At 64.6% G+C, this 25,571-nt stretch carries 25 protein-coding genes; 18 read left to right on the top strand and 7 right to left on the bottom strand.

Going from position 1 to position 25,571, the window contains the following annotated elements; genetic code table 11:
* Nucleotides 1-17: 17 nt before the first annotated feature.
* Complete coding sequence (locus LPB04_RS11355; RefSeq protein WP_193688761.1) at nucleotides 18-3,176, top strand: efflux RND transporter permease subunit; 3,159 nt, start codon at nucleotides 18-20, stop codon at nucleotides 3,174-3,176.
* Entirely contained in the window at nucleotides 3,177-4,622 is a 1,446-nt protein-coding gene (locus LPB04_RS11350) for an efflux transporter outer membrane subunit (protein WP_193688760.1), read from the top strand. It begins immediately after the preceding gene.
* A 66-nt stretch (nucleotides 4,623-4,688) separates the two neighbouring features.
* Here the strand turns inward: LPB04_RS11350 and LPB04_RS11345 are convergent, their stop codons facing one another.
* The 7 genes from LPB04_RS11345 to LPB04_RS11315 form a co-directional block, all read right to left on the bottom strand.
* The gene (locus LPB04_RS11345; RefSeq protein ID WP_193688759.1) at nucleotides 4,689-5,309 is read right to left on the bottom strand and encodes a flavin reductase family protein; all 621 of its coding nucleotides are present in this window, start codon (nucleotides 5,307-5,309) and stop codon (nucleotides 4,689-4,691) included.
* 118 nt (nucleotides 5,310-5,427) lie between these two features.
* Nucleotides 5,428-5,850 (bottom strand): hypothetical protein, encoded by a 423-nt coding sequence (locus tag LPB04_RS11340; protein WP_193688758.1) that lies wholly within the window; start codon nucleotides 5,848-5,850, stop codon nucleotides 5,428-5,430.
* A gap of 394 nt (nucleotides 5,851-6,244) precedes the next feature.
* Nucleotides 6,245-7,486, bottom strand: a complete 1,242-nt coding sequence (hemW, locus tag LPB04_RS11335) for a radical SAM family heme chaperone HemW (RefSeq protein WP_193688757.1) — start codon at nucleotides 7,484-7,486, stop codon at nucleotides 6,245-6,247.
* A complete protein-coding gene (gene rdgB / locus LPB04_RS11330) occupies nucleotides 7,483-8,067 on the bottom strand; it encodes an RdgB/HAM1 family non-canonical purine NTP pyrophosphatase (protein WP_193688756.1) in 585 nt (194 codons plus the stop codon). The genes hemW and rdgB overlap by 4 nt, the downstream gene beginning before the upstream one ends.
* A gap of 165 nt (nucleotides 8,068-8,232) precedes the next feature.
* Entirely contained in the window at nucleotides 8,233-8,964 is a 732-nt protein-coding gene (rph, locus tag LPB04_RS11325) for a ribonuclease PH (protein WP_193688755.1), read from the bottom strand.
* 11 nt (nucleotides 8,965-8,975) lie between these two features.
* A complete protein-coding gene (locus tag LPB04_RS11320) occupies nucleotides 8,976-9,899 on the bottom strand; it encodes a PP2C family protein-serine/threonine phosphatase (RefSeq protein ID WP_193688754.1) in 924 nt (307 codons plus the stop codon).
* A gap of 31 nt (nucleotides 9,900-9,930) precedes the next feature.
* A complete protein-coding gene (locus LPB04_RS11315) occupies nucleotides 9,931-10,932 on the bottom strand; it encodes a serine/threonine-protein kinase (RefSeq protein ID WP_193688753.1) in 1,002 nt (333 codons plus the stop codon).
* A gap of 94 nt (nucleotides 10,933-11,026) precedes the next feature.
* Here LPB04_RS11315 and LPB04_RS11310 point away from each other — a divergent pair, with 94 nt between their 5' ends.
* The 16 genes from LPB04_RS11310 to LPB04_RS11235 all read left to right on the top strand — a co-directional run bounded on the left by LPB04_RS11310 (nucleotide 11,027) and on the right by LPB04_RS11235 (nucleotide 25,524).
* Complete coding sequence (locus LPB04_RS11310; RefSeq protein ID WP_193688752.1) at nucleotides 11,027-11,914, top strand: YicC/YloC family endoribonuclease; 888 nt, start codon at nucleotides 11,027-11,029, stop codon at nucleotides 11,912-11,914.
* 165 nt (nucleotides 11,915-12,079) lie between these two features.
* The gene (gmk, locus tag LPB04_RS11305) at nucleotides 12,080-12,724 is read left to right on the top strand and encodes a guanylate kinase (protein ID WP_193688751.1); all 645 of its coding nucleotides are present in this window, start codon (nucleotides 12,080-12,082) and stop codon (nucleotides 12,722-12,724) included.
* Between the two features lie 52 nt (nucleotides 12,725-12,776).
* On the top strand, nucleotides 12,777-12,980 hold the full coding sequence (rpoZ, locus tag LPB04_RS11300; RefSeq protein ID WP_193688750.1) for a DNA-directed RNA polymerase subunit omega: 204 nt from the start codon (nucleotides 12,777-12,779) through the stop codon (nucleotides 12,978-12,980).
* Between the two features lie 90 nt (nucleotides 12,981-13,070).
* Nucleotides 13,071-15,308 (top strand): RelA/SpoT family protein, encoded by a 2,238-nt coding sequence (locus LPB04_RS11295; protein ID WP_193688749.1) that lies wholly within the window; start codon nucleotides 13,071-13,073, stop codon nucleotides 15,306-15,308.
* A gap of 342 nt (nucleotides 15,309-15,650) precedes the next feature.
* Nucleotides 15,651-17,315 carry a sensor histidine kinase gene (locus LPB04_RS11290; RefSeq protein ID WP_193688748.1) on the top strand — a complete coding sequence of 555 codons (1,665 nt, stop codon included), beginning with the start codon at nucleotides 15,651-15,653 and terminating at the stop codon, nucleotides 17,313-17,315.
* A gap of 6 nt (nucleotides 17,316-17,321) precedes the next feature.
* Complete coding sequence (locus tag LPB04_RS11285; protein WP_193688747.1) at nucleotides 17,322-18,011, top strand: response regulator; 690 nt, start codon at nucleotides 17,322-17,324, stop codon at nucleotides 18,009-18,011.
* A 196-nt stretch (nucleotides 18,012-18,207) separates the two neighbouring features.
* Nucleotides 18,208-18,345, top strand: coding sequence for a hypothetical protein (locus LPB04_RS11280; protein ID WP_193688746.1), 138 nt, complete (start codon nucleotides 18,208-18,210; stop codon nucleotides 18,343-18,345).
* Nucleotides 18,346-18,421: 76 nt separating this feature from the next.
* Nucleotides 18,422-18,607, top strand: a complete 186-nt coding sequence (locus LPB04_RS11275) for a Flp family type IVb pilin (RefSeq protein ID WP_193688745.1) — start codon at nucleotides 18,422-18,424, stop codon at nucleotides 18,605-18,607.
* 58 nt (nucleotides 18,608-18,665) lie between these two features.
* Nucleotides 18,666-19,244, top strand: a complete 579-nt coding sequence (locus LPB04_RS11270; RefSeq protein WP_193688744.1) for an A24 family peptidase — start codon at nucleotides 18,666-18,668, stop codon at nucleotides 19,242-19,244.
* Nucleotides 19,245-19,257: 13 nt separating this feature from the next.
* A complete protein-coding gene (locus LPB04_RS11265; protein ID WP_227496713.1) occupies nucleotides 19,258-20,622 on the top strand; it encodes an ATP-binding protein in 1,365 nt (454 codons plus the stop codon).
* A gap of 1 nt (nucleotide 20,623) precedes the next feature.
* On the top strand, nucleotides 20,624-21,442 hold the full coding sequence (gene cpaB / locus LPB04_RS11260; RefSeq protein ID WP_193688743.1) for a Flp pilus assembly protein CpaB: 819 nt from the start codon (nucleotides 20,624-20,626) through the stop codon (nucleotides 21,440-21,442).
* Between the two features lie 11 nt (nucleotides 21,443-21,453).
* Nucleotides 21,454-22,965 carry a type II and III secretion system protein family protein gene (locus LPB04_RS11255; protein ID WP_227496712.1) on the top strand — a complete coding sequence of 504 codons (1,512 nt, stop codon included), beginning with the start codon at nucleotides 21,454-21,456 and terminating at the stop codon, nucleotides 22,963-22,965.
* An 8-nt stretch (nucleotides 22,966-22,973) separates the two neighbouring features.
* On the top strand, nucleotides 22,974-23,252 hold the full coding sequence (locus tag LPB04_RS11250) for a pilus assembly protein (protein ID WP_193688742.1): 279 nt from the start codon (nucleotides 22,974-22,976) through the stop codon (nucleotides 23,250-23,252).
* A 72-nt stretch (nucleotides 23,253-23,324) separates the two neighbouring features.
* Nucleotides 23,325-24,581, top strand: a complete 1,257-nt coding sequence (locus LPB04_RS11245; protein ID WP_193688741.1) for a pilus assembly protein TadG-related protein — start codon at nucleotides 23,325-23,327, stop codon at nucleotides 24,579-24,581.
* 8 nt (nucleotides 24,582-24,589) lie between these two features.
* Nucleotides 24,590-25,045: a TadE/TadG family type IV pilus assembly protein gene (locus tag LPB04_RS11240; RefSeq protein WP_193688740.1), complete on the top strand. Its 456-nt coding sequence runs from the start codon at nucleotides 24,590-24,592 to the stop codon at nucleotides 25,043-25,045.
* A complete protein-coding gene (locus LPB04_RS11235; protein WP_193688739.1) occupies nucleotides 25,042-25,524 on the top strand; it encodes a TadE/TadG family type IV pilus assembly protein in 483 nt (160 codons plus the stop codon). The genes LPB04_RS11240 and LPB04_RS11235 overlap by 4 nt, the downstream gene beginning before the upstream one ends.
* Nucleotides 25,525-25,571: the final 47 nt, after the last annotated feature.

Here is a 25,571-nt window from a genome sequence, read left to right as displayed (position 1 = left end):
AGAACAGGACTATTGCAATGGCACGTTTCTTTATTGACCGCCCTATTTTCGCCTGGGTGATCGCGCTGTTTATCATGGTGGTCGGCGCGGTCTCGATCACCCAGCTGCCGATCGCCCAGTATCCGAACGTGGCCCCGCCATCGATCGTGATCAATGCCGCCTATCCGGGCGCGTCGGCACAGACCCTGGAAGACTCGGTCATCTCCGTCATCGAACGCGAGATGAACGGCTCGCCCGGCCTCGTCTACATGGAGTCGAGCAGCACCGCCAACGGCAGCGGCTCGATCACCCTGACTTTTGAAACCGGCACCAATCCGGAACTGGCCCAGGTGGACGTCCAGAACCGCCTGTCGCGCGCGGCGCCACGCCTGCCGGCGGCGGTGAACCAGCAGGGCGTGCGCGTCGACAAGGTGCGCGCGAACTTCCTGCTGTTTACCATCCTCTCCTCGGACGATCCGAAGTGGGACCCGGTCGCGCTGGGCGACTACGCGTCGCGCACCGTGCTGCCTGAAATCCAGCGCATCAAGGGCGTCGGTACCGCGCAGCTGTTCGGTACCGAGCGCGCCATGCGCATCTGGGTCGATCCGGCCAAGCTGGTGGGCTTCCGCCTGTCGCCGGCCGACGTCAACAACGCGATCCGCAGCCAGAACGCCCAGGTGGCCTCCGGTACCATCGGCGACCTGCCGCTGGCGCGAGGCCAGGAAATCACCGCGACCGTGGTCGTGACCGGCCAGCTCTCGACCGTCGAACAGTTCGGCAACATCGTGCTGCGCGCGAATCCGGACGGCTCGACCGTGCGCCTGCGCGACGTGGCCCGCATCGAGCTCGGCGCCCAGGCCTACAGCCCATCGGCACGCCTGAACGGCAAGCCCTCCACCGGCATCGGCGTGCAGCTGGCGCCGTCGGGCAATGCGCTGGAAACGGCACGCCTGGTACGCCAGCGCGTGGACGAACTGTCGAAATTCTTCCCGAAGGGGATGAAGGCCACCGTGCCGTTCGACAGCTCGAAATTCATCGACATCTCGATCGAGCAGGTGGTGCACACCCTGGTTGAAGCGCTGGTGCTGGTGTTCCTGGTGATGTATCTCTTCCTGCAGAACTTCCGCTATACGATCATCCCGACCATCGTGGTTCCGGTGGCTCTTCTGGGTTCGCTCGGCACATTATTGGCGCTGGGCTATTCGATCAACGTGCTGACCATGTTCGGCATGGTGCTCGTGATTGGTATCGTCGTCGACGATGCGATCGTGGTCGTCGAGAACGTCGAGCGCATCATGTCCGAAGAAGGCCTGCCGCCGCTGCAGGCGACCCGCAAGGCCATGGGCCAGATCTCGGGCGCCATCATCGGCGTGACCGTGGTCCTGATGTCGGTGTTCGTGCCGCTGGCCTTCTTCGCCGGCGCGGTCGGTAACATCTACCGCCAGTTCTCGGTCGTCATGGTGTCCTCGATCGCCTTCTCGGCCTTCCTGGCGCTGTCGCTGACGCCGGCCCTGTGCGCGCACCTGCTCAAACCCGTCGAAGCCGGCCACCACCACGAGAAGAAGGGTTTCTTCGGCTGGTTCAACCGCCGCTTCGCGCGTACCGCCAAGGGCTATGAGGGCTGGGTCGGCAAGCTGATCCGCGGCTCGGGCCGCGCGCTGGTCGCCTTCGTGCTGGTGATCGGCCTGGTGACGCTGCTGTTCACGCGCCTGCCGAACTCCTTCCTGCCGAACGAAGACCAGGGCTATGTGATCGCCAACATCCAGCTGCCGCCGGGTGCGACGGTCGAGCGTACCAACGAAGTGATGCGGACCGCCGAAGCCTTCATCATGAAGCAGCCGGAAGTGGCGAACATGGTCAGCGTGCTGGGCTTCTCGTTCTCGGGCTCCGGCCAGAACATGGCGCTGGCCTTCATTCCGCTCAAGGACTGGAGCGAGCGTAAAGGCGAAGGCTCGAGCGCGCAGGCAGTTGCCGGCCGCATCATCGGCGGCCTGTCGGGCGTTCGCGACGCATTCATCTTCGCATTGAGCCCGCCGCCGATCCCGGAACTGGGCCGCGGCACGGGCTTCAGCTTCCGCCTGCAGGACCGCGGCGGCAACGGCCACAACGCCCTGCTGGCAGCCCGTAACCAGCTGCTCGGCATGGCATCGCAAAGCAAGATCCTGACCGGCGTGCGTCCGGAAGGCCTGGAAGACGCGCCGCAGCTGATGCTCGACATCGACCGCGACAAGGCCCAGGCGCTGGGCGTGACCTTCGACGCGATCAACACCGCGATCTCGACCTCGCTCGGTTCGAGCTATGTGAACGACTTCCCGAACGCCGGCCGCCTGCAGCGCGTGGTGGTGCAGGCCGATGCGAAGGACCGCATGCAGCCGGACGACCTGCTGCGCCTGAACGCCATGAACGTGCAGGGCAACCCGGTGCCGCTGTCCTCGTTCGCGTCGACCAAGTGGGTGACCGGCCCGATGCAGACCCTGCGCTACAACGGCTATCCGGCGATGAGCATCTCGGGCGACGCCAAGCCGGGCTATTCGACCGGCGACGCGCTGGCCGAGATGGAAGCCCTGGCAGCCAAGCTGCCGCCCGGCTTCGCCTTCGAGTGGACCGGCCAGTCGCGCGAGGAACAGCTCTCCGGCGGCACGATGGGCATCCTGATGGCCTTCTCGCTGCTGGCGATCTTCCTGGCCCTGGCGGCCCTGTATGAAAGCTGGTCGATCCCGGTGGCGGTACTGCTGGTCGTCCCGTTTGGTATCCTCGGCGCGGTGCTGGCGGCGATGCTGCGCAGCTATCCGAACGACGTGTACTTCAAGATCGGCCTGGTGACCATCATCGGCCTGGCGGCGAAGAACGCGGTGCTGATCATCGAGTTCGCGAAAGACCTGCAGGCGCAGGGACGCTCGCCGATGGAAGCGGCGATCGAGGCGGCGCACCTGCGCTTCCGTCCGATCATCATGACTTCGCTGGCCTTCATCCTCGGCGTGCTGCCGCTGGTGATCGCAGGCGGCGCCGGTTCGGCCTCGCAGCGCGCGATCGGTACCGGCGTGATGGGCGGCATGATGACGGCGTCGACGCTGGGCGTGCTGTTCGTCCCTATGTTCTTTGTCGTGGTGCGCAAGATCTTCAAGGGCAGCGAACGCCAGCGCAAGAAGTACGCCCACGAAGAAGACACCAGCAAGGTTATCGAGGAAAAAATCTAAATGAAGACACTGGAAAAAGCGCTCAAACTCATCGTTACTCCGCTCGCGCTGTCGATGGCGCTGGCAGGCTGCATGTCGCTGGCGCCGAAGTATGAGCGTCCGGCGGCCCCGGTGGCCCAGGCCTTCCCTGAACTGCCGAAGACCGGCGGCACCACGCTGCCGACGGCGACCACGGAAGCCCCGAGCAACCTGGAATGGCAGCGCTTCTTCGCCGACGCGCGCCTGCGCCAGCTGATCGGGCTGTCGCTGGCGAACAACCGCGACCTGCGCGTGGCGATCCTGAACATCGAGCAGGCACGCGCCCAGTACCGCATCACGCGCGCCGACCGCGTGCCGACCGTCTCGGCCATCGTCAACGGCAACCGCCAGACGACGGGCGAAGACAAGCCGATTTCGAGCGTCTACCAGGCCGGCTTCGGCGTCTCGGCCTTCGAACTCGATCTGTTCGGCCGCGTGCGCAACTTGTCGGAAGCGGCGCTGGCGCAATTCCTCGCCACCGAGGAAGCGCGCAAGACGACGCAGATCAGCCTCATCGCCCAGGTGGCCAACACCTACCTGACGATGCTGGCCGACGAGGAACTGCTGGCGATTACCGAGCAGACCCTCAAGACGCGCGAAGAGTCCGACCGGCTGACGCGCCTGCGTTTCGAGAACGGCGTCGTCTCCAAGCTCGAACTGCAGCAATCGGTCTCGCTGGTGGAAACGGCGCGCGCGACCTATGCGCAGTTCCAGCGCCAGCGCGCCCAGGACGCGAACCTGCTGACCCTGCTGGTGGGCCAGCCGCTTCCTGAAAACCTGGCGCCGGCCACTACCCTGGCCGCCACCGAACTGCCCGACCTGCCGGCCGGCATGCCGTCCGACCTGCTGGCCGCCCGTCCCGACATCCGTGCGGCCGAGCAGCAGCTGATCGCGGCGAATGCCAACATCGGCGCGGCGCGCGCGAACTACTTCCCGCGCATCTCGCTGACCGGCTCCGTGGGCAGCGCGAGTACGGAACTGTCGGGCCTGTTCAAGAGCGGTTCCTTCGGCTGGACCTTCGCACCGCAGGCCGTGCTGCCGATCTTCGACCTGGGCCGCATCCGGGCCGGCGTCGACGCATCCAAGGCGGGCCGCGACATCGCCGTGGCCCAGTACGAGAAGTCGATCCAGACCGCGTTCCGCGAAGTGGCGGATGCGCTGGCCGGCCAGGCGACCTTCAGCGAACAGCTGCGCGCCCAGCGCGCCGTGGCGCTCGCCGAGCAGGACCGCTACAACCTGTCCGACCTGCGCTACCGCAACGGCGCGGCCAGCTACCTGGACCTGCTGGACGCCCAGCGTTCGCTGTTCCAGGCGCAGCAGCTGGCGGTGCAGGCGAATTTGCAGCGCCTGCAGAACCAGGTCACGCTGTACCGCGTGCTCGGCGGCGGCTGGAGCGAACAGGCGTCAACGGCACAGGCGGCGCGCTGATTTTACGGCGCCGTTGCACAACGCAAACCGGGGCACGTGCCCCGGTTTTTTATGCCGCCGAGCCGATTACCTCGGTCGGAACATGCGGAAATGCTGGGTGGCGTCGACCGAAAAATAGTCAGCCGGCCCGCCGCCGCGCAGCACGTGCCCGGCCGCGGCGGTGTCGTAGATCCCCTCCTTCAGCTGCGACTGCGCGATATGCACGCCGACGACTTCGCCCAGCACCAGCCAGGTCGGCACCTGGGCGCCGGCGGCGGTTTCCAGCTGCAGGATCTGGGACAGGCGGCATTCGAAGGACACCGGGCTCTCGGCCACGCGCGGCACCGAAATCAGGCGCGAGTCGGCCGGCGTCAATCCGGCCAGCACGAATTCGTCGGTTTCCGGGGGCACCGGCGCGCAGGTCTGGTTCATGGCCTCGGCCAGGGGACGGGTGACCAGGCTCCATGCGAATTCGCCCGTCTCTTCGATATTGCGCACCGTGTCCTTGTAGCCGATGCTGGCGAAGCCGATGATCGGCGGCACATAGTTGAAGGCATTGAAAAAGCTGTAGGGCGCGAGATTGAGCACGCCCGCGCTGCCGCGCGAGGAAATCCATCCGATCGGACGCGGACCGACGATGGCGTTGAAGGGGTCGTGCGGCAAGCCGTGGCCGTTGCGCGGTTCGTAGAAATGGATCGGGTCGGACATGGGGGACTCCGTTGGCTGGAGTCGCAACGATACCTGATCCGCGCCGGATCCGCCGGTGTACCTCGAGCGCCGGACGGGGCGCGCGCAAGCGTGATGTGCGCGCCTCCGCAACGAAACCTCAGCGCTGCGCCATCCGCGAGGACAGCACGACGACCTGCGCCAGGCGCGGATCGGGCACATAACTCATCGTCATGTCGTCGCCGTAGCTCCCCTGGTTGAATTCCATCGTCACGTTGCCGTCGCGCGAGACGAATTTGTCCGGCGACACCGCAAGCAGCCGGATCGGCTTCTGGTTGTCGATTTTCGCATCGATGTGACGCGTACCGGTACGTACCTGCATTCTCCAGCCGTTCGACATCGCATAGCTCCCGGCCACCCTCTCGGCTTCATCGGCAAAGAGCAGCACGGGCTTGATGGGCGCCGTCACCTGCACGGTCGAGGCCGGGACAGAGTCGGCTTGCGGATACGGCAGGTTCTGGGCACTTGCGCTCGCGGCCAGCACGAGCAGGGAGGCAGGAAGTAACAGGGAGAGGGGACGCATGATCATTCCTTCGCAGAGCGACGATAGGTCTTCGGGCCGGGCGCCGCGCCGTTCAGCGTGATGTCGGGGCCGTAGGATTACCGCAATGCGGACGCTACCCATTGCGGATATCTCAGTCTAGGGCGGCGTCTGCTTACAACAAGGGCCGCGTGCGCTGCATCACGAAACAATCTCGTTTGGCAGAAAATCGGATCAACAAGAAATGACACAGAACCGGCACCCGCATGCCGGTTTTCGTATCGTGATGGCGTCAACACAGCGGGGCGCGTCCGCCGCACCGGAGCTGGCGAAGCGCCTGCGCACGCAGGTGAGCATGCCTGGCTTATTGGCAGGATTGCAAGCGATGGACCGCACACGCAACAGCGCCACGTCCGCATCGGCCCGGCTTTTCGAGCTACTTCGTCTCGCCCAAAAACATTTCTTGCAAATCGTTGAGGAAGCGCTGGCCGAGTTCGGTCGGGCGGATCAGCTTGAAGTCGCGGGTGATGAGTCCCTTGGCTTCGGCGGCGTCGAGGGCGCGGCTGATCGCGGTGATGCTCATGCCGGTGCGCTCGCCGAACAGGTTCGGGTCGAAGCCGCCGGTCAGGCGCAAGGTGTTGAGCATGAATTCGAAGCCCATGTCGGCGCGGGCGATTTCGTGTTCTTCCTGGACCGGATTGCCGCGCTTCGCCGCTTCCATGAAGGACGCCGGCTGCTTGAAGCGGGCCTGGCGCAGGATGCGGTGCGGGAAGGAGATCTTCGAGTGCGCGCCGGCTCCGATGCCGAGGTAGTCGCCGAAATTCCAGTAGTTCAAATTGTGGCGCGCCTGCCGGCCCGGCTGGGCGTAGGCCGACACTTCGTAGTGGTCGTAGCCGGCGGCCGACATCGTCTCCGCGATCATGTCCTGCATGTCGGCGCTGGTGTCGTCGTCCGGCAGCGCGGGCGGGTACTTGGCGAAGACCGTGTTCGGTTCCATCGTCAGGTGATACAGCGACAGGTGCGGCGGCGCGAACGAGAGCGCGGTTTTGATGTCGTGCTCGGCCTGGGCCAGGGTCTGCGAAGGCAGCGCATACATCAGGTCGAGGTTGAAATTCTCGAACGTCGAGGTCGCGATCTCGACCGCGCGCAGGGCTTCGCGCTCGTCATGGATGCGGCCCAGCGATTTCAGGTGTTCGCCGTTGAAACTCTGGATGCCGATCGACAGGCGGTTCACGCCGCTGTCGCGGTAGTGGCGGAATTTTTCGATCTCGAAGGTGCCGGGATTGGCCTCCATCGTGATCTCGGCGTTGATTTCCAGCGGCAGCAGCGTGCGCACGTCGGACAGCAAACGGTCCAGGCCCGCAGCCGACATCAGGCTCGGGGTGCCGCCGCCGATGAAGACCGTGTGGATCTTGCGGCCCCAGATCAGGGGCAGCGACTGCTCCAGGTCGAGGCGCACCGCGTCCAGGTATGCCTGCTCGGGCAGTTCGCCCTTCGCTTCGTGCGAATTGAAATCGCAGTAGGGGCACTTGCGCACGCACCAGGGGAAGTGGATGTAGAGCGACAATGGCGGCAAGGCCGTCAGGTTCAGTGCGCCCGGCTGCAGGTATTGCAGGGCCGCGGTGGCAGCATTACGCGGCTCGCCCGCTGTTGTACCTGCGACTTTAATCGGGATCATTTCAGTTTCTCGACCAGTGCGCGCAGGGCCTGGCCACGGTGCGATCGCGCGTTCTTTTCGGCCGGGGTCAGCTCGGCCGTGGTCTTGCCCAGCGAAGGAATCAGGAAGTAGGGGTCGTAACCAAAACCGTTCTCGCCGCGCGGCGTGTCGATGATTTCGCCGTCCCAGCGGCCGTCGGCGATGATCGGCTGCGGGTCGTCGGCATGGCGCACGTAGACCAGCACGCAGTAGTAATAGGCCGATTTATCCGCCTTGCCGGCCAGGTCCGCCACCAGTCTGGCATTGTTGCGCGCGTCCGATTTCGGCTCGCCCGCGAAGCGCGCCGAATACACGCCCGGTGCGCCGCCGAGCGCGTTGACGCAGACGCCGGAGTCGTCGGCCAGCGCCGGCAGCCCGGTCAGGCGGGCGGCATGGCGCGCCTTTTCGAGTGCGTTTTCGACAAAGGTCGCGTGCGGCTCCTCGGCTTCCGGGACGTCGAATTCGCCTTGCGGGTGCAGGGTGAAGCCGATCGGGCCGAGGATTTGCTGGAATTCCTTCAGTTTGCCGGCGTTGTTGGAGGCGAGGATGAGGCGTTGGGTCATGGTGAGGGCTGGCGGAGAAACGAAGGGTGTATTTTACCCCCTTCGCCGAGCCCGTAGGGTGGGCACCCTGTACCCACGCGGTCGTGCAGATGCGTCGCGCACATCGATTTTCGGCCACGCCGGCACGAATCATACGGTGATACCGCGTGGGCACGAGTGCCCACCCTACACGATGCCGAGCGCGCCTTTCTGCAGCCGCACCAGCTCGGCGATTCCGCCCTGCGCCAGGTCCAGCAGGCGGTTCATGCCCGCGCGGTCAAAGGCGACGCCCTCGGCCGTGCCCTGCACTTCGATAAAGTGGCCGGCTTCCGTCATGACAACGTTCATATCGGTATCGCAGCCCGAATCTTCCACGTAATCGAGATCCAGCACCGGCATGCCCTGGTAGACGCCGACCGAGATCGCGGCCACGAAATGCTTCACTGGCACGGCAGGCAGCAAGCCGCGCGCGACCAGCGCATTGAAGGCGTCGAAGGCGGCGACCATGGCGCCGGTGATCGAGGCGGTGCGGGTGCCGCCGTCGGCCTGGATCACGTCGCAGTCGAGGTGCAGGGTGCGCTCCCCAAAAGCTTCCAGATCGAAGGCGGCGCGCAGCGAGCGGCCGATCAGGCGCTGGATCTCCTGGGTGCGGCCGGACTGCTTGCCGCGCGCGGCTTCGCGGTCCATGCGGGTGTGGGTCGAACGCGGCAGCATGCCGTATTCGGCCGTCAGCCAGCCCTGCCCTTTGCCCTTCAGGAAGCCCGGCACCTTCTCTTCGATGCTGGCGGTGCAGATCACCCTGGTGTCGCCGCATTCGATCAGCACCGAGCCTTCGGCGTGTTTCGTGTACTGGCGGGTGATGCGGATGCTGCGCAGCTGGTCGACGGCGCGGCCGCTTGGACGGGATGCAAAGGTCATGGGAGCTTTCGTTATTTGAGTAGTTGGGACGATTTTTCGATCGCCTGGTTGATTTCGGCGATCGCCTTTTCGATTTCGTCTTCGTCGAAGGGATCGGCATCATGGGCAACCGCGGCATTGCTGATCGTGCTGCTGACCTGGTCCTCGGGCAGCAGCTCGGTCGAGATCACGTCCGGGCCATTCGCCCCCGCATGATCGGCGCCCTGCCAGCTGATCGCCAGCGCGGTCGTGTTGTCGGCGCGCGGGCCGCCGATGGCCACCGCCATCGACACGAGCTCCGGCACCGCCTGCACCACGGTCTGGCTGGCGAGCTTCTGCACGATCTCGGCGTCCGGCACCATCGCCCATAAGCCGTCGGAACAGAGCAGCAGCACGTCGCCCGCTTCCAGGCTGGCCTGGCGCGACAGCTCGATGCGCGGCGCCGTGGATGCACCGATGCAGTTATACAGCTTGTTACGGTCGGGGTGGGTGGCGCGCTCGGCGGGACTGGCCAGGCCCTTGGCGATCAGGTATTCGAGGTGGGAATGGTCGCGCGTCTGCGCCAGCACCTGGTTACCCCGCACCCAGTACAGGCGCGAGTCGCCGCAGTGGGCCCAGACGGCGCAGTTGTGCTGCACCAGGCAGGCCACGACCGTGGTGCGCGGGCTTTCCGGCAGCTGGTGGCGCGCGGTGTAGGCGAGGATGTCGCGGTGCGCCTGTTGCAAGGCCTCCTCGAGGAAGCGCTCGGGTTTCCTGATATAGGGGCGGGCCTGCATCTGGAACATCATCGACAGGGTCTGCATGGCGATGGTCGCCGCGATCTCGCCATGCTGGTGGCCGCCCATGCCGTCGGCCAGCACCAGCAGCAGCGCGTCGCGCGTGAAGCAGTAGCCCATGCGGTCCTGGTTGACCTTGCGTCCCCCGATGTGGCTGTGCTGGTAGACGGAAAACTGCATCGTGGGCTCCTGGTTGCCTTCGTAAATGGGACTACTTGCCTTGGCCGCCGGCGCGCTTGAGGCCGATGCGCCCGAGCAGGCCCCGCAGCCCCCCTTGTCCACCGGGCGCGGGGGCGGCCACTTCCTCGGGCTCGGCCGCGAGCGGCCTGGCCGGCGCCGCCTGCAGCACCTTCTGCACGGCGAACACGCTCTGCGGACGCGCCATCGGGTCGAGCGCGAGGCAGGCGCGCACCATCGCCAGCAGCTCGGGCGAATAGCCGGCTGCCAGCTGGTCGAACTGCGCATCGAGCTTGTCCTCGAGCCTGCGCGCGTCGGCCGCTTGCGGCGGCACGCCCGTCATGCAGGCGTACATGGCGGCGCCGAGGCTGTAGATGTCGGACCAGGGCCCGAGCGGCGTGCCTTTCGCATACAGGTCGGGCGGCGCGAAACCGGGCGTGTACATGGGCGCGAGCATCGGCGCATCGCTCTTGATCGCCTGGCGCGCCGCGCCGAAGTCGAGCAGGATGGGCGAACCGTCGCTGCGCAGGTAGATGTTCGCCGGTTTCAAATCCAGGTGCAGCAGCTTGTTGGCATGGGTTTCGCGCAGGCCGCGGCAGACGCCGTCGAAGGTTTTACGGATGAACCCTTCGCCGAGGCGGCTGCCTTTACCCACCGCGCGTGCAATCTGCTCCTGCAGCGACTGGCCGGATTCGTAGGCCATCACCATGTACACCGTGTCGTTGGCGCGGAAGAAGTTCACGATGCGCACCACGTTCGGATGGTTGATGCGCGCCAGCGCCCTTCCCTCCTCGAAGAAGCACTTCAGGCCGATGCGAAACAGCGGCTGGTTCGGCCTGGCGATGGCCGGCGCCAGTTCGCCCGGCTGGCGCAAGGCTAGCGCGCTCGGCAGGTACTCCTTGATGGCGACCGCACTGCCCTCGGCATCATATGCAAGATAGACAATACTGAACCCGCCAGACGCGATTTTCTTTACAATGCGATATCCCGCAATCTCCAGCCCTTCCGGCAAGGGTGCGTTATTTTGTGCGGCCATACTGAAGAGTTCCTTGCATAACACGGCGATTGTGTGGATAAATGTCGGACTTGTAAAGAATAAAAAACCGGGGACTTTAGTGAGCATTTCTAGCATGACAGGCTATGCGGTGGCCACCAGCGAAGGCGCGGCGGGCACCCTGACGATCGAAATCAAGAGCGTCAATTCGCGCTTCCTCGATCTTCAGTTCCGTATCAACGATGAATTGCGCGCGCTGGAACCGGACCTGCGCGCCGCCATCATGGCCGCGATCACGCGCGGCAAGGTCGAAGCGCGCCTCTCCTTCGGCCGCAAGGTCGCCGGCGGCGCCCAGGCACTGAACCAGGAATTGCTGGCCGACCTGGCACGGCTGCAGGCGGAAGTCTCGCAGCACTTCGCGCAAGCGCAGCCGATGTCGGTGGCCGAACTGCTGCGCTGGCCGGGCGTGGTCGAGGAATCGCATATCGGCCAGGAGTCGCTCCAGGCCGACGTTGCCGCCCTCACCGCCAAAACCATCGCCGCCTTCGTCGACAGCCGCCGCCGCGAAGGCGCGGCCCTCGAGCAGATGCTGCAGTCGCGGATCGATTCGATGGAAGCGATCGTCAAGCGCATCACGCCGCTGATCCCGCAAGTCATTGCGCAGTTCCAGCAAAAAGCGGTCGAGCGCATGCAGGACGCGCTGGGCCTGGCCGGCCACGGCAACCCATCGACGCTGACGCGCCAGGAAGTGTTCGAGCGGATTCGCCAGGAAGTCACCCTGTACGGCATCCGGATCGACGTGTCCGAGGAATTGTCGCGCCTGTCGGCGCACCTGAACGAGACCCGGCACATCCTGAAAAAAGGCGGCCAGGTCGGCAAGCGCCTCGACTTCATGATGCAGGAACTGAATCGCGAAGCGAATACGCTGGGCGCCAAGGCCTCGGTGAAAGAGCTGGCGGATGCGTCGATGGAACTCAAACTCCTGATCGAGCAGATGCGGGAGCAGGTGCAGAACCTGGAGTAATAACTATTTGACTACGCGGTGCGGGGATACCCGGGCCGCTTGAACGCGTGGGCGGGGGACCCGCCCACCCTACGGGTATATCAAACCTGTAGGGTGGGCGGGTTTCCCGCCCACGCGTTCAGCTATATGATGAACAATCGCGATTAGAAACAAAGGAACCACCCTATGATCACCACCGCTTTCTCCGGCAGCCTGTTCGTCGTCGCCGCCCCTTCCGGCGCCGGCAAATCGACCCTGGTCAACGCGCTGCTGGCGCAGGAGCCGGGCATCCAGCTGTCGATCTCGACCACCACGCGTCCGCCGCGTCCGGGCGAGCAGGATGGCCGCGAATACCATTTCACGACCGCCGAAGATTTTGTTGCGCGCGCCGACCGCGGCGAGTTCCTGGAATGGGCCGAAGTGCACGGCAATTACTACGGCACCAGCCGCCTGACCGTGGAAGAGAAAATGAAGACCGGCACCGACATCCTGCTGGAAATCGACTGGCAGGGTGCGCGCCAGGTGAAGAAGCAGTTCCCCGATGCGTCCGGCATTTTCATCCTGCCGCCGTCGATCGAGGCGCTCGAGCAGCGCCTGCACAAGCGCGGCACCGACGAACCGCACATCATCACGCGTCGTTTGCTGGCCGCGGGAGGCGAGATCGCTCACGCTCCCGAGTTCGAATATGCTATCATCAACGAAGAGTTCAACGTCGCCTTGGCCCAACTGCAGGCGATCGTCCAGGCGACACGTTGCCGCTTCGCCCAACAGGCTGCCCGCAACGCCTCGCTGTTTGCCCAGCTGGGAATCCACGCGCAACAACCAAAGTAATCGCTAGCGTCGCCCTGCGGCGCTACCTTTATTGTCTATTCAGGAGCTACACATGGCCCGCATCACCATCGAAGATTGCCTCAAGAATATCCCTAACCGCTTCCAGCTGACCCTGGCCGCGACCTATCGCGCACGCCAGCTGCTGCAGGGCCATACCCCGAAAGTCGAAGCGAAAGACAAGCCGACCGTCGTCGCCCTGCGCGAAATCGCCGCCGGTAAGGTCGGCGTGGAAATGCTGAAAAAAGTACCAATGTAAGACCCGGGTTCAGCCTCTCCTGTACGCCAGACTGTGTCGACCCCTTATTCTGTTATTCTGTCACCACACTGCGGCTGATCGACATAACGTATGAACCTGTTCCCTCCGGACTCGACACATTCAGGCAACACCCCCACCCGGGCCAAGCGCCCGGGCAAGCCGCAAGAAGTCCCCGAACCGCCTGCCCCCGGCGTTGCCTCGGTCACCCAGCTGGTCAACCAGCTGTCGGAATACCTCACACCCGTCGAACTCAAGAAGGTCAAGGAAGCCTACCGCTTCTCGGACGAGATGCATCTCGGCCAGGTCCGCAAGTCGGGCGAGCCCTACATCTCCCATCCGATCGCCGTCGCCGAAATCTGCGCCGAGTGGAAGCTCGACGCCCAGGCGATCATGGCCGCCCTGCTGCACGACGTCATCGAAGACCAGGACGTCAAGAAGGAAGAGCTGATCGAGCGCTTCGGCCCGCAGGTGGCGAACCTGGTCGACGGCCTGTCCAAACTCGAAAAGATCGAATTCCAGAGCCTGGTCGAAGCGCAGGCGGAAAACTTCCGCAAGATGCTGCTCGCCATGGCCTCGGACGTGCGCGTCATCCTGATCAAGCTGGCCGACCGCCTGCACAACATGCGCACGCTGGGCGTGATGGCGCCGGCGAAAAAGCGCCGCATCGCCGGCGAGACGATGGAAGTGTATGTGCCGATCGCGCACCGTCTCGGCCTGAACAACATCTACCGCGAGCTGCAGGACCTGGCGTTTTCGCACCTGTACCCGCTGCGCTACCGCACCCTCTCGAAGGCGGTGAAGGCGGCGCGCGGCAACCGGCGCGAAGTGGTCAAGAAGATCCTTGAGGCGGTGAAGAACACGCTGTCCATGGCCGGCATCCATGCCGAAGTCTACGGCCGCGAGAAGACCCTGTTCGGCATCTATAAAAAGATGCGCAACAAGCACCTGTCGTTCTCGCAGGTGCTTGACGTGTACGGCTTCCGCATCGTGGTCGACACGGTGCCCAACTGTTACGTGACCCTCGGCACCCTGCACGGCCTGTACAAGCCGATGCCGGGCAAGTTCAAGGATTACATCGCCATTCGCAAGCTGAACGGCTACCAGTCGCTGCACACCACCCTGATCGGCCCCTACGGCACCCCGGTCGAATTCCAGATCCGCACCCAGGACATGCACCGCACCGCGGAAAGCGGCGTGGCTGCGCACTGGCTGTACAAGACGGGCGACCAGAACATGTCGGACCTGCAGCAGCGTACCCACGCCTGGCTGCAGTCCCTGCTCGACATCCAGCAGCAGACCGGCGACTCGGCCGAATTCCTGGAGCACGTGAAGGTCGACCTGTTCCCGGATTCGGTCTACGTGTTCACGCCGAAGTCGAAGATCATCGCCCTGCCCAGAGGCGCGACGGCGCTCGATTTCGCCTACTCCATCCACACCGGCATCGGCGACCACACGGTGGCGGTCAAGATCAACAACGAGACCCAGCCGCTGCGCACCGAGCTGCACAACGGCGACATCGTCGAGATCGTCACCGACCCGGATTCGCGCCCAAGCCCGACCTGGCTCAGCTATGTACGCACGGGCAAGGCGCGTTCGGCGATCCGCCACTACCTGCGCACGATCAACGTCAACGAGTCCGTGGAACTGGGCCAGGAACTGCTGGCACAGGCGCTGGCCGCCCGCAGCATCGAGCCTGAGCTGGCGTCGAGCACAGTGGAAAAACTGCTGGCGGAATCCTCGGCCAAGTCGATGGACGAACTGTACGCCGACATCGGCATCGGCAAGCGCATGCCGGCGCTCGTCGCGCGCCATATCTTCGGCCTGATCGAAGGCGAGTCGGACACCGTGCCGTCGAACCTGCCGCTGGCGGCCGACATCGACCCGGTCACGATCTACGGCAGCGAAGGCGTCTCGGTGCAGCTGGCGCCCTGCTGCCTGCCGATCCCGGGCGACCAGATCACGGGCCAGCTGCGGCGCGACCAGGGCCTGGTCGTGCACACCTGCGACTGCCTGCCTGCCAAGCGGCTGCGCGTCAAAGAGCCGGACCGCTGGATCGCCGTGCAATGGGGAGAGGAGCTGAACCGCCGCTTCGACTGCCGCATCCGCCTGTTGATCAACAACGAAAAAGGGATCTTGGCGCGCGTGGCGGCCGAGATCGGCGAATCGGACGGCAACATCACCTATGTCGGCATGGACGAGGACGACGAGAACATGATGACGCAGCTGCGCTTCACGATCCAGGTGAAGGACCGGGTGCACCTGGCGCACCTGATCCGCAACCTGCGGCGCGTCGCCGGCGTCAACCGCGTCGAGCGCGAACGAGCCTGACCCATCGCGGCCGCGCGCTCCGCGCAGCCGCCGCACCTGGCGCCGCCGGCCTGGACGGCGCATCCCTTCCCTGCCCCGCAGAGCTCATCCTTTTGTTTCCTGTAACCAAAAGTGTAGTTTTTTTCTATACACCGTCGATGTTTGCGTACTTACGGCCTGAACAATGGTATATTTTTTATATCATATGCGGGTTGGGTAATTCACCCGCCATCGATTCCAAAACTAGGGATGCACGACAGGTTTCGCGACTGTCGATGCGATGAATCGGTATAAGCACCAGAATCGAATGCGGCTGTGCCCCTGTCGGGCGGAATCGTTCACTTATACTAGCGCGGAGGCCATGTGGGCAACGCATACCGCGACGACACGTCCATTCTGGCGGACGTGGATGAATTGACGCTGGTTGCGAGGATGCGCGTCGTCCTCGCCATTGCAACGCTGTTGACGATCAGCATTGATGCGGACGGTTTGGGTAATCCGCATCCGCTGACCTTGCTGGTGTTCTATGCCTATACGGCACAGAGCGCGGTCATCCTGATCCTGCGCGAAAGCGGGCGTGACATGCGCTATCCGAAGCTGGCGCACTGGCTCGACGTTCTCTGGTTCGGCATGCTGTTGGGCCTGACCGGACCGCTGTCGGGCTTCTTCTTCCTGTTTTTCTTCCCGATCGCCATCGCCGCCTTCCGCTGGGGGCACGACGAAGGGGCACGCGTCACCCTGGCCGGCACCGCGCTGTTCGTGCTGTCCGCCCACGGCGAGCCCGGCCATGCGATCCTGGCCAACGTCCTGCTGCGCGCCGCCTTCCTGCTCGGCCTGGGGCTGATGGTGTCGCGCTGGGGCGAAGTACTGCTCAACGGCCGACGCCGCATCGCCCTGCTGCGCGACGTCAGCCGCCTGTCGAATCCGCGTTTCGGGGTCGACCATACGATCGCCTCGGTACTCGAACAGACCCGGGTCTTCTTCGGCGCCAGCAGCTGCCTCGTACTGGTCCGCGACGGCGCGACGGACGAGTGGCGCCTGCGCTCGGCGGGGCCGTCCTCCTCCGGCCAGGCCTGCGGCCACTGGCTGCTGGACAAGCAGATCGCGGCGGTGCTGGCGGCACTGCCGGCGCGCGTGAGCGCGGTGTACAACGCGCCCCTGCTGCCCGCCCTGCCCTGGCCGGCCGCGCTGCACACGCGCGACGAAGGCGCGGCCAGGTGGCAGCGGGCGGCGGCCGACGCCGGGATCGAGGTCGCCGACCTGCTGGGCGCGCGCAGCTTCATTTGCGCACCGGTCCCGTTGCGCCGCGACGAGGGCCGGATCTTCGTCGTCTCGCCGCGGCGCGACCTGTCGCAGGACGACGCGGACTTCCTCGGCCAGATCGCCGCCCAGGCGTTTCCGGTCATCGAAAACATCGAGCTGCTCGACCGTATGGCCTCGGACGCCGGCCGCCGCGAGCGCCAGAAATTCTCGAACGATCTGCATGACACGACGGTGCAGCCGTATATCGGTCTGTCGCATGCGCTGCAGGCGCTGGTGCGCAAATCCGACCAGGACAGCCCGATCGCCACCGAACTGCGCCAGGTCGCAGCCATGGCGGACAATTTCGTCCGCGACCTGCGCCAGTTCGCGCGCGTGGTGACCAGCAGCGCGCCGTCCGGCGAACGCGCCTTCGCGCTGGCCCTGCGTTCGCACGCGGCCGAGTTCAAGACCTGCTACGACCTCGATATCGCCCTGCACGGGCACGATACGCTCGACATCAACGACCGTCTCGGCGCCGAGGTATTCCAGCTGGTCTGCGAGGGAATGAGCAATATCCGCCGTCATACGCGCGCGGCCCGGGGCGCGGTGTACCTGCACCGCAATAGCGGCTGGCTGCATATCCGGATCGAGAACGAGTGCCCCGCGGGCCCGCCGCCCGCGTTCGTGCCGCGCTCGATCTCGGAGCGGGCGGCTTCGCTTGGCGGTTTCGCTTACGTGGGTGCAGCCCAGGGCGCCACCACGGTCCATATCGACATTCCGGTCTAGCCTACGATGCCGCTCACCGTTCCCGTCCCCATCACCGTCCTGCTGGTCGACGACCACAAGACCATGCTATGGGGCCTGGAGCGCCTGGTCGGCGGCGAGCGCAGCGGCATGAAGGTGGTCGCCACCGCCGGCAACCGCGAGGAAGCCCTGGCGCAGGCGGCCATGCACGGACCCGACGTGATCCTGCTCGACATCGACCTGAACGGCGAGTGCTCGCTCGACTTCCTGCCGGCGCTGCTCGTGAGCGGCATCTCGCGTGCGCTCGTCTTCACCGGCATGCGCGACCAGGCCACGCTCGACCGCGCGATCCTGGCCGGGGCGCGCGGCGTGCTGCGCAAGGACGCGCCGGCGGAAGTAGTGCTGCGCGCGATCGAGAAGGTACATCAGGGAGAAATGTGGGTGGGCCAGGACATGATGGCGCGCATCTTCGGCGAACTGACCCGCGCACGCGCGCCGGCGCGGCGCGACCCACACCAGGAAAAACTCGATTCGCTGACCCCGAAGGAGCGCCGCATCGTCGACGCCATCGTGGCCGGCAGCGGTGTCACCAACCAGGCGCTGGCGGACAGCCTGTTCATCTCGGAACACACGCTGCGCAATTATCTCGTCACCATCTACAAGAAGCTCGGGGTGAGCAACCGCCTCGAACTCTACGTCTACGCCAGCAAGCACAGCGCCCCGCGCGCGGCCGGATAGCTGTCCGGCTAGTCCTACGCGACCCATGACATTTGTCACGGGTCTGCACCACAAAATCGATGCAAATGTCTGTCCTTTTCAAGGGCGATTGTGCGATGCGCCGGTGTCAGCCGTGACCTACAGTGTATCCATCAGCGCTGACTTGCAGCCTGAATGAGATCCGAACGATGGGCGGCAGACTGTGGACGGCAAACACATGGACCTTCTCGACAATCTTCCGCTCGCCTTCATCGATTTCATCCAGGCCGCAACAGGCAGTTCGCCGTACGAACATGCCCTGGTCTGGTCGCTCGTGGCAGTGATTTGCATCCTCGTGGTCATCGCGGTGGTGTAGCACTGGGACGACGGTCCGGCGCGGCGCTGGTTTCAAAGCCTCTAACCAAACTAATCTTTATCCTGGGAGAAACATCATGGAAATGATCAAGAACTTCATGCAAGAAGAAGACGGTGTCACCGCTATCGAATATGGCCTGATCGCAGCGCTGATCGCGGTGGTGATCATCGGCTCCGTGACCCTGGTGGGCACTAAGCTCGATGGCATCTTTAACTACATCCAAAGCAAACTGACTGTCCCAGCAGCAGGAGCAGCGCCTTAAGACGCGCCCTGCCCCACCCCAGCCGGGGTGGGGCTTTAACTAGCCAAGCGAGCAGTTTATGCCAGCCCTAATCGAGATCACTACCGGTCAACTGCGTTTGTCCGGTTTGTATATTGTACCGATACAGATTGGCGTGCTCGTTCTGCTCCTGCTTATCGCCACTGCCGTCGACATACGCGAACGCCGAATTCCCAATTGGCTGGTCGCCACAGGTATGACTGGTGCTCTTGCCTTCCATTCCATTTCCTTGCAGGGCGAAGGCGCTGTTTTTGCGCTTTCAGGCCTCGCCGTGGGGATGGCAACCCTTCTTCCGATGTATGCGCTCGGTGTCATGGGCGCTGGCGATGTGAAACTGATGGGAATGATCGGCGCATTTCTCGGCATGGACGGGGTCTTTGGCGCCGTGCTGGCGAGCATGGCAGCTGGGGGTTTACTTGCCTTAGGGTTCGCGGCCTGCAAGCGGATGCTCCCGCAAATGTTCATCAACTTGTTAGACATTTTGCGGCACTTCCATATCAAACACATGACCCGATCGATCACTGCCCCAATGGCGCCAGTCGCTTCAATCGGAAAAATGCCCTATGCCGTGGCCATCACCGCCGGAACACTCGCGCAGCTCACCTTCCTGCATCTCTGACCATACGGATATCATGGATACCCTGGCCCTCGACTCCGAATCGCGTCCCGATATCAACGCGCCGTGCCCGGCCCCGGCCGTCCTGCCGCCTGCGCCGCTAACGGTGGCGCAGACCGGCCTGCCCTTCCTGTTCCTCGCCGAACTGGCCGTCAAGACCCTGTTCCTCGGCGGCCTGCTGCGCATCACCGAGCTCAGCGCACGCATGAAACTCGGCATCGGCGTGATCGAGCCGCTGATCGTTTACCTACGCGCCGAACGGCTGTGCGAGATCAGCCGCGCCGGCGCCACCGGGACCGACGCCGACGTCTGCTATAAGCTAACCGACCTGGGCCGCGCGCGCGGCGCCGAATTCCTGGCGCGCTGCGGCTACACCGGCCCAGCCCCGGTCACGCTGGAAAGCTACGGCGACGCGGTTGTCGCGCGCAGCGTGGCCGCGATGCACATCGGGCGCGCCGCCGTGCAGGCCGGCTTCGGCCAGGTAGTGGTGCCGCCTGCCATCCTCGACCAGCTCGGTACGGCCATGAACTCGGGCCGCGCGATGTTCATCCACGGTCCCGCCGGGAGCGGCAAGACCTTCCTCGCCGAGCGGCTGGCCGAGCTGCTGACGGGCGCGATCGCGGTGCCCTACGCCATCTACGCCGGCGGCGAAGTGATCCAGATGTACGACCCAGTCGTCCACCTGCCGGCCGAGACCGGTCCTGTGCCCGGCCTGCCCTTCCGCCGTGCCGCCGGCGATGCGCGCTGGGTCCATTGCCGCCGTCCGGCTGTGCTGACCGGCGGCGAGCTCTCGCTCGACATGCTCGACCTGAAGTTCGACCATGCCACCCGCTACTACCAGGCGCCGCCGCACCTGAAGGCCAACAACGGCATATTCATCATCGACGACCTGGGCCGCCAGCGCTGCGCGCCGGCCGACCTGCTCAACCGCTGGATCGTGCCCATGGACCGCAGGGTCGACTTCCTGTCCCTGCACACCGGCTACAAGTTCGAAGTGCCCTTCGACGTGATCGTCGTGTTCTCCTCGAACCTGCCGCCGGCCGAACTCGGCGACGGCGCCTTCCTGCGCCGCATCGGCTACAAGATCCACGTCGGCCCGCTCGGCGAAGACCACTACCGCCGCATCTTCATCGAAGCCTGCGCAGGCCTGGGCATCGCCTGGGACGAGGAGGCCTTCGACTGGCTGCTGAAGGAGCGGCATGCGCGCGAAGACCGTCCGCTGCTGGCCTGCTATCCGCGCGACCTGCTGAGCCAGGTACGCGACCGCGCCGCCTACGAAGGCGTGCCGCCGGAGCTCACGCCGGATTCGCTCGACTGGGCATGGAACAATTTTTTCACCGGCGTCCAGCAAGCGCCGGCAACTGGCACCGAAGGTGAATGAGATGAAAAACACACGTGGCATCGTCATGCTGGGCATCGCCCTCCTCCTCGCGCTGGCGGCAGTGTTCGCCGCCGTCAGCTGGATCAACGGACGCGCAACGACCACATCCAAGGTCGCGGTGGCGATGGTCGACATCAGCCTGGGCGCGCGCATTGCGCCGGAAATGATCAGGATGGTCGACTGGCCGGCCGGCGCGCTGCCGCCCGGCGCCTTTTCCGACCCCAAGCTGCTCGGCGGGCGCGTGGCGCGCTCGACCCTGCAGCGCGGCGAGCCGATCATGGAAGGAAAACTCGCGCCGCCCGGCACCCAGGGCGGCCTGTCAGCCGTGGTCGCCAATGGCAAGCGTGCGATGACGGTGCGCGTGAACGACGTGGTCGGCGTCGCCGGCTTCGCCCTGCCCGGCAACTTCGTCGACATCCTGGTCAACACCCAGGGCGACACGGCCAAGGCCGGCCCCAACGGCGACGCCTCGATTTCGAAGATCGTCCTCGAACGCATCCTGGTGCTGGCGATCGCCCAGGACCCGAACCGCGACGACACCAAGCCGAAAGTCGTGAATGCGGTGACCCTCGAACTGTCGCCCGAGCAGACCGAAAAACTCGACCTAGCGCGCAGCGTCGGCACCCTGTCTCTGGTGCTGCGCAACCAGATCGATCCCGACCCGGTGGGCACCGGCGGCGCCACCAAGAACGCCCTGCTCGGCCTAGTGCGTCCCGCCGTCGTGCGCGCCCCCGTGGTGCGCAAGGCCGTGCTGGCGCAGGAACCGCGCTACAAGGTCGACGTCATCAAGGGCCTCGAGCGCAGCACCCAACAATTCTAATGAGAGCGACCATGCGAGCTACTGACAAGATGACGGGAAAATGCACCGGGCGCAGGGCACTGATGGCGCTGGCAGCGCTGGCCTGCTGCACGGGCATGACGGCGACGGAACCGGCCTTCGCCGCCACCGCGGCCAAGGCGCCTACCCGCGCACCGGTCCAGACGGGGCCGGCGCGCAGCAGCGGCGTGTCGACGCTGGCGCCCAAGGTGACCCTGTCCGAGGGCAAGTCGACCCTGATGCGCCTGCCCTTCGCGGCCACGCGCATGTCGGTCGGCGACGCCAAGGTGGCGGACGTTATTTTGCTCAACCCAAGCGAGCTCTACATGCTCGGCAAGTCGGTCGGCAGCACCAACCTGATCCTCTGGAACAAGGCCAACGAGGCCACGATCATCGACATCGCCGTCGACCTCGACACCAGCGGCCTGGCGGCCCGTTTCGAGCAGCTGCTGGCCGAGGAAAAGGAAGTCAAGATTACGACCGCGGCAGATACGCTGGTGCTCTCGGGGACCGTGTCGGACGTGACGAAGGTCGACCAGATGATGGCGCTGGCGAACGCCTATGTGCAGCGCGGAAAGGGCGGCGCAGGCGAGGCGGCCGGCGGCGCCGCCAGTGCCGGCGGTCAGCAGCCAACGATGAAAGTCATCAACATGACCTCAGTCGCCGCGCCCCAGCAGGTGATGCTCGAAGTAAGGGTCGCCGAAATCTCCAAGACCCTGGCCGACCAGCTCGGCGTCAGCATGGGTGCCAGCCGCACCAACGGCAGCTGGACCTACAGTTTTCTCTCCAACCTGCTGACCAGCAATCCAAGCCTGCTGGATGCTTTTAACGGCAAGAACGGCAACTTCCTTACCATCGACGCACAAAAGCGCGACGGCCTGGTCAAGGTGCTGGCCGAACCGACTGTGATGGCCATCAGCGGGCAGGAAGCGAGCTTCCTGGCCGGCGGCAAGATCTTCATCCCTGTGAGCCAGGCGAATAACAATGGCGTCCCCACCATTACCCTCGAGGAAAAGGAATTCGGGGTCGCCGTCAAGTTTACGCCGACGGTGCTGGCGGGCGGCCGCATCAACCTGAAGGTGGCGCCGGAAGTGTCGGACCTGAACAAGGAAGGCATCGGGATTACCGCGACCGGGATTAACGGCACGGCGATCCTGCCCTCGTTCACTACGCGCCGCGCCACGACGACCGTGCAGCTGTTCGACGGCCAGAGTTTCGCCATCGGGGGCCTGATCAAGAACAACGTCACCACCAACGTAAAGGCCTTCCCGGTACTGGGCGAAATACCGGTGCTGGGCGCGCTGTTTCGCAGCACCGACTTCCAGACCGACCGCTCGGAACTGGTCTTCATCATCACGCCGCACCTGGTCAAGCCGCTGCCGGCAGATTACAAGTTGCCGACCGACGGCTACATCGAGCCGAGCCGCAGCCAGCTGTTCCTGGGCGGCCAACTGCAGGGCCAGCGTCGTGCCGAACCGGCCCAGGCGGCCGCCGCCCCCGGCCCTACCGGCTTCGACCTGAAATAGGAGCAATCATGACCAAGCGCCATTCATTATTGACCAGACCGGTCCTGCTGGCCCTGCTGGCCGTCAGCGGCTGCGCCACGCCGCCCGCCGATCATCCATACGGCCACCGCATCGCCTTGACGATGGCCCAGCAGGTGCTCGACCCGCTGGCCGGGACGAAGCACGACGCCGTGAACGGCATGGGCGGCCAGGAGGCCAAGAGCGCCTACGACGCCTATCAAAAATCCTTCCGCGCTCCGCAGCCGCAGCCGAACGTGTTCACGATCGGCGTCGGGGGCGCACGCTGAGCGGTGACGGCCATGAACAGCGTTCGTCCTCTTTTCACCGCACCCCGCACTCCCGGCCGACAGGACGGTGGAGTGGCGATCATCGTCGCGCTGGTGCTGGCAGTGCTGCTCGGCGTCGGCGGCGTTGTGCTCGACCTCGGGCACCTGTTCGTCAACAAGACCGAGTTGCAGAACGCCGCCGACGCCTGCGCCCTGGCCGCGGCAGGGCAGCTCACTTGCGATCCGGCTACGCCGGGCTGTGGAGGCGCGGGTCAGCCTGCATGTCCCCAATGCCCTGCATCCTTTCTCGCCGATGCGGAAGCTGCGGGGATGTTTGTAGCAAGACGAAACGCCAGCGACTTTCAGGACGCCGCCGTGACGATCGCAGCAAACGACATTTCGTTCCACACAGAAATTGGCCCGAACAACGCTTACCTGTCACGCGCGGCGGGTGCCAACACAAATTCGAAATTTGTGCGATGCGTGGCCCGTTCAGCACCCATCGGCACCTGGCTGATGCAGGCCCGCGGACAGTTCGGACCGGCGACCGTCCAGGCAGCAGCCGTTGCTACCCTTGCGCCTGGCCAGACGGCCTGCAATGCTTCGCCGATAGGTATCTGCTCCAAAGCCGCACCTGCTCCCACTTACGGTTATTCCATTGGAGAATGGATCATCGGTAAATTCAACGGCGGAAACAACGGTGATGCACTACAAGGGAATTTCCGCTGGGTCGACTTCACCCCGAGTGCGGGCGGCACGAACGAAGTGCGCGACCAGCTGCTCGGTAAAAATGCAGTATGCGGTATCAAGGTCGGCGACGACATCCGCGAAGAAGGCGTCAAGCAGGGCGCAAAAGAGGCCTGGAATACCCGTTTTGGCATCTATCCCAAGAACGGTTCGCCTGCGCCCGCCGAGGCGCCGCCAGACAAGACCGGCTTTTCCTATCCAAGCAACGAAGCCGGTAACGCGATCGCCATCGGCCAATCGGCCTACACAAACTACCGCAGCAAACAGAGTGCCCACCTACCTTTCGATTCAGGGACCTATCGCGGGAGCGGCGCTATTGCCAATGGCAACAACGTCACCATCCTGTCCCAGGCACAGCACCTCGCGCTGGGCGCCGATCGGCGTCTCGTTCCTGTTCCCGTCCTCGAATGCAACAAAGCGCCCGCCAACGTCAAGATCCTCAGCATGGCTTGTGTGCTGATGCTTAATCCAATGTCGAACGGCGCTAATGGCGATCTTTACCTGGAATGGCGCGGCCTCGCTTCCGCTCCCGGCAGCCCGTGCCACAGCGCGGGCGTAGCGGGCGGGACCAACGGTCCGCTTGTCCCGACCCTGGTGCAATAGGAGCAACCATGCGCACCATAAAAAGTCAGTCCGGCGTTGCCGCCGTCGAAATGGCCCTGCTGCTGGGTCCTCTGCTTCTGCTTGCGTTTGGCGTGACGGAACTGGGGCGCGCCGTCTACCAGTACAACACGTTGGCCAAGGCGGTGCGCGACGGTGCGCGCTACCTGTCCCAGTACGAGCCGGGCAATGCCAACCGCGCCAACGAGGCCAGGTCGCTGGTAGTGTGCGGAGCAACAGTTTGCGGCGACAGGAAGCCGCTTGTTTCAGGCATGTTGCCTAGCTATGTGAAGGTGCACGACCGCATTTCCGATCCCCTGAGCTACAACCTCCAGTCGACCACGCGCGGCACCGTGAACCTTGTGCGCGTTGAAGTAACCGGCTTTACCTTCCGCAGTCTGATGCCGGGCTTCGTGCCCAATGTGCAGTTTGCGCCGATCCACACCACGATGGTGCAAGTGTTATGAATACGCGATCCTGCCCCCGCTCTGAAGCCCAGCGCGGCGCCACCGCAGTCGAATTCGCGCTGGTTTCGCTGTTCATCCTGTTCCCATTGCTGTTCGCGACCATCGAGCTGGGAAGGGTCGTCTTTTACTGGAATGCCGCGACCGAGGTGACGCGCCTTGGTGCACGGCTTGCAGTCGTATGCGACCTCGACGATGGCACGATCAAGCAGCGCATGACGGCGCTCTTTCCAGTGATCGACGCAGCCAGCATCGATATCGACTACGAGCCGGCGGGATGCACAACGACGAGTTGCAGCGCCGTGCGCGTGTCGGTTCTGCCGCTGGATGTGTCTACTTATATTCCCGATTTCCTCGGCACGCGGCAAAGTGCCTTGATCTTCAAGTTCCCGCCGTTCAGCACCAGCCTCCCCCGGGAAAGTATGCGTAGCGCAATGGCCGGAGCATCGGGTGTGGAATTCCAGAATCCAGTGTGCCTGTAAACCGTTTCGCTGCGATCCGTGCAGCCATGTAATGCAAAGGAGTCACC

Source organism: Massilia litorea, from assembly GCF_015101885.1.
GTDB classification, from domain to species: domain Bacteria; phylum Pseudomonadota; class Gammaproteobacteria; order Burkholderiales; family Burkholderiaceae_D; genus Telluria; species Telluria litorea.
Note: the sequence above shows the minus strand (reverse complement) of the source record. Positions and strands in the feature narration are given on the sequence as shown.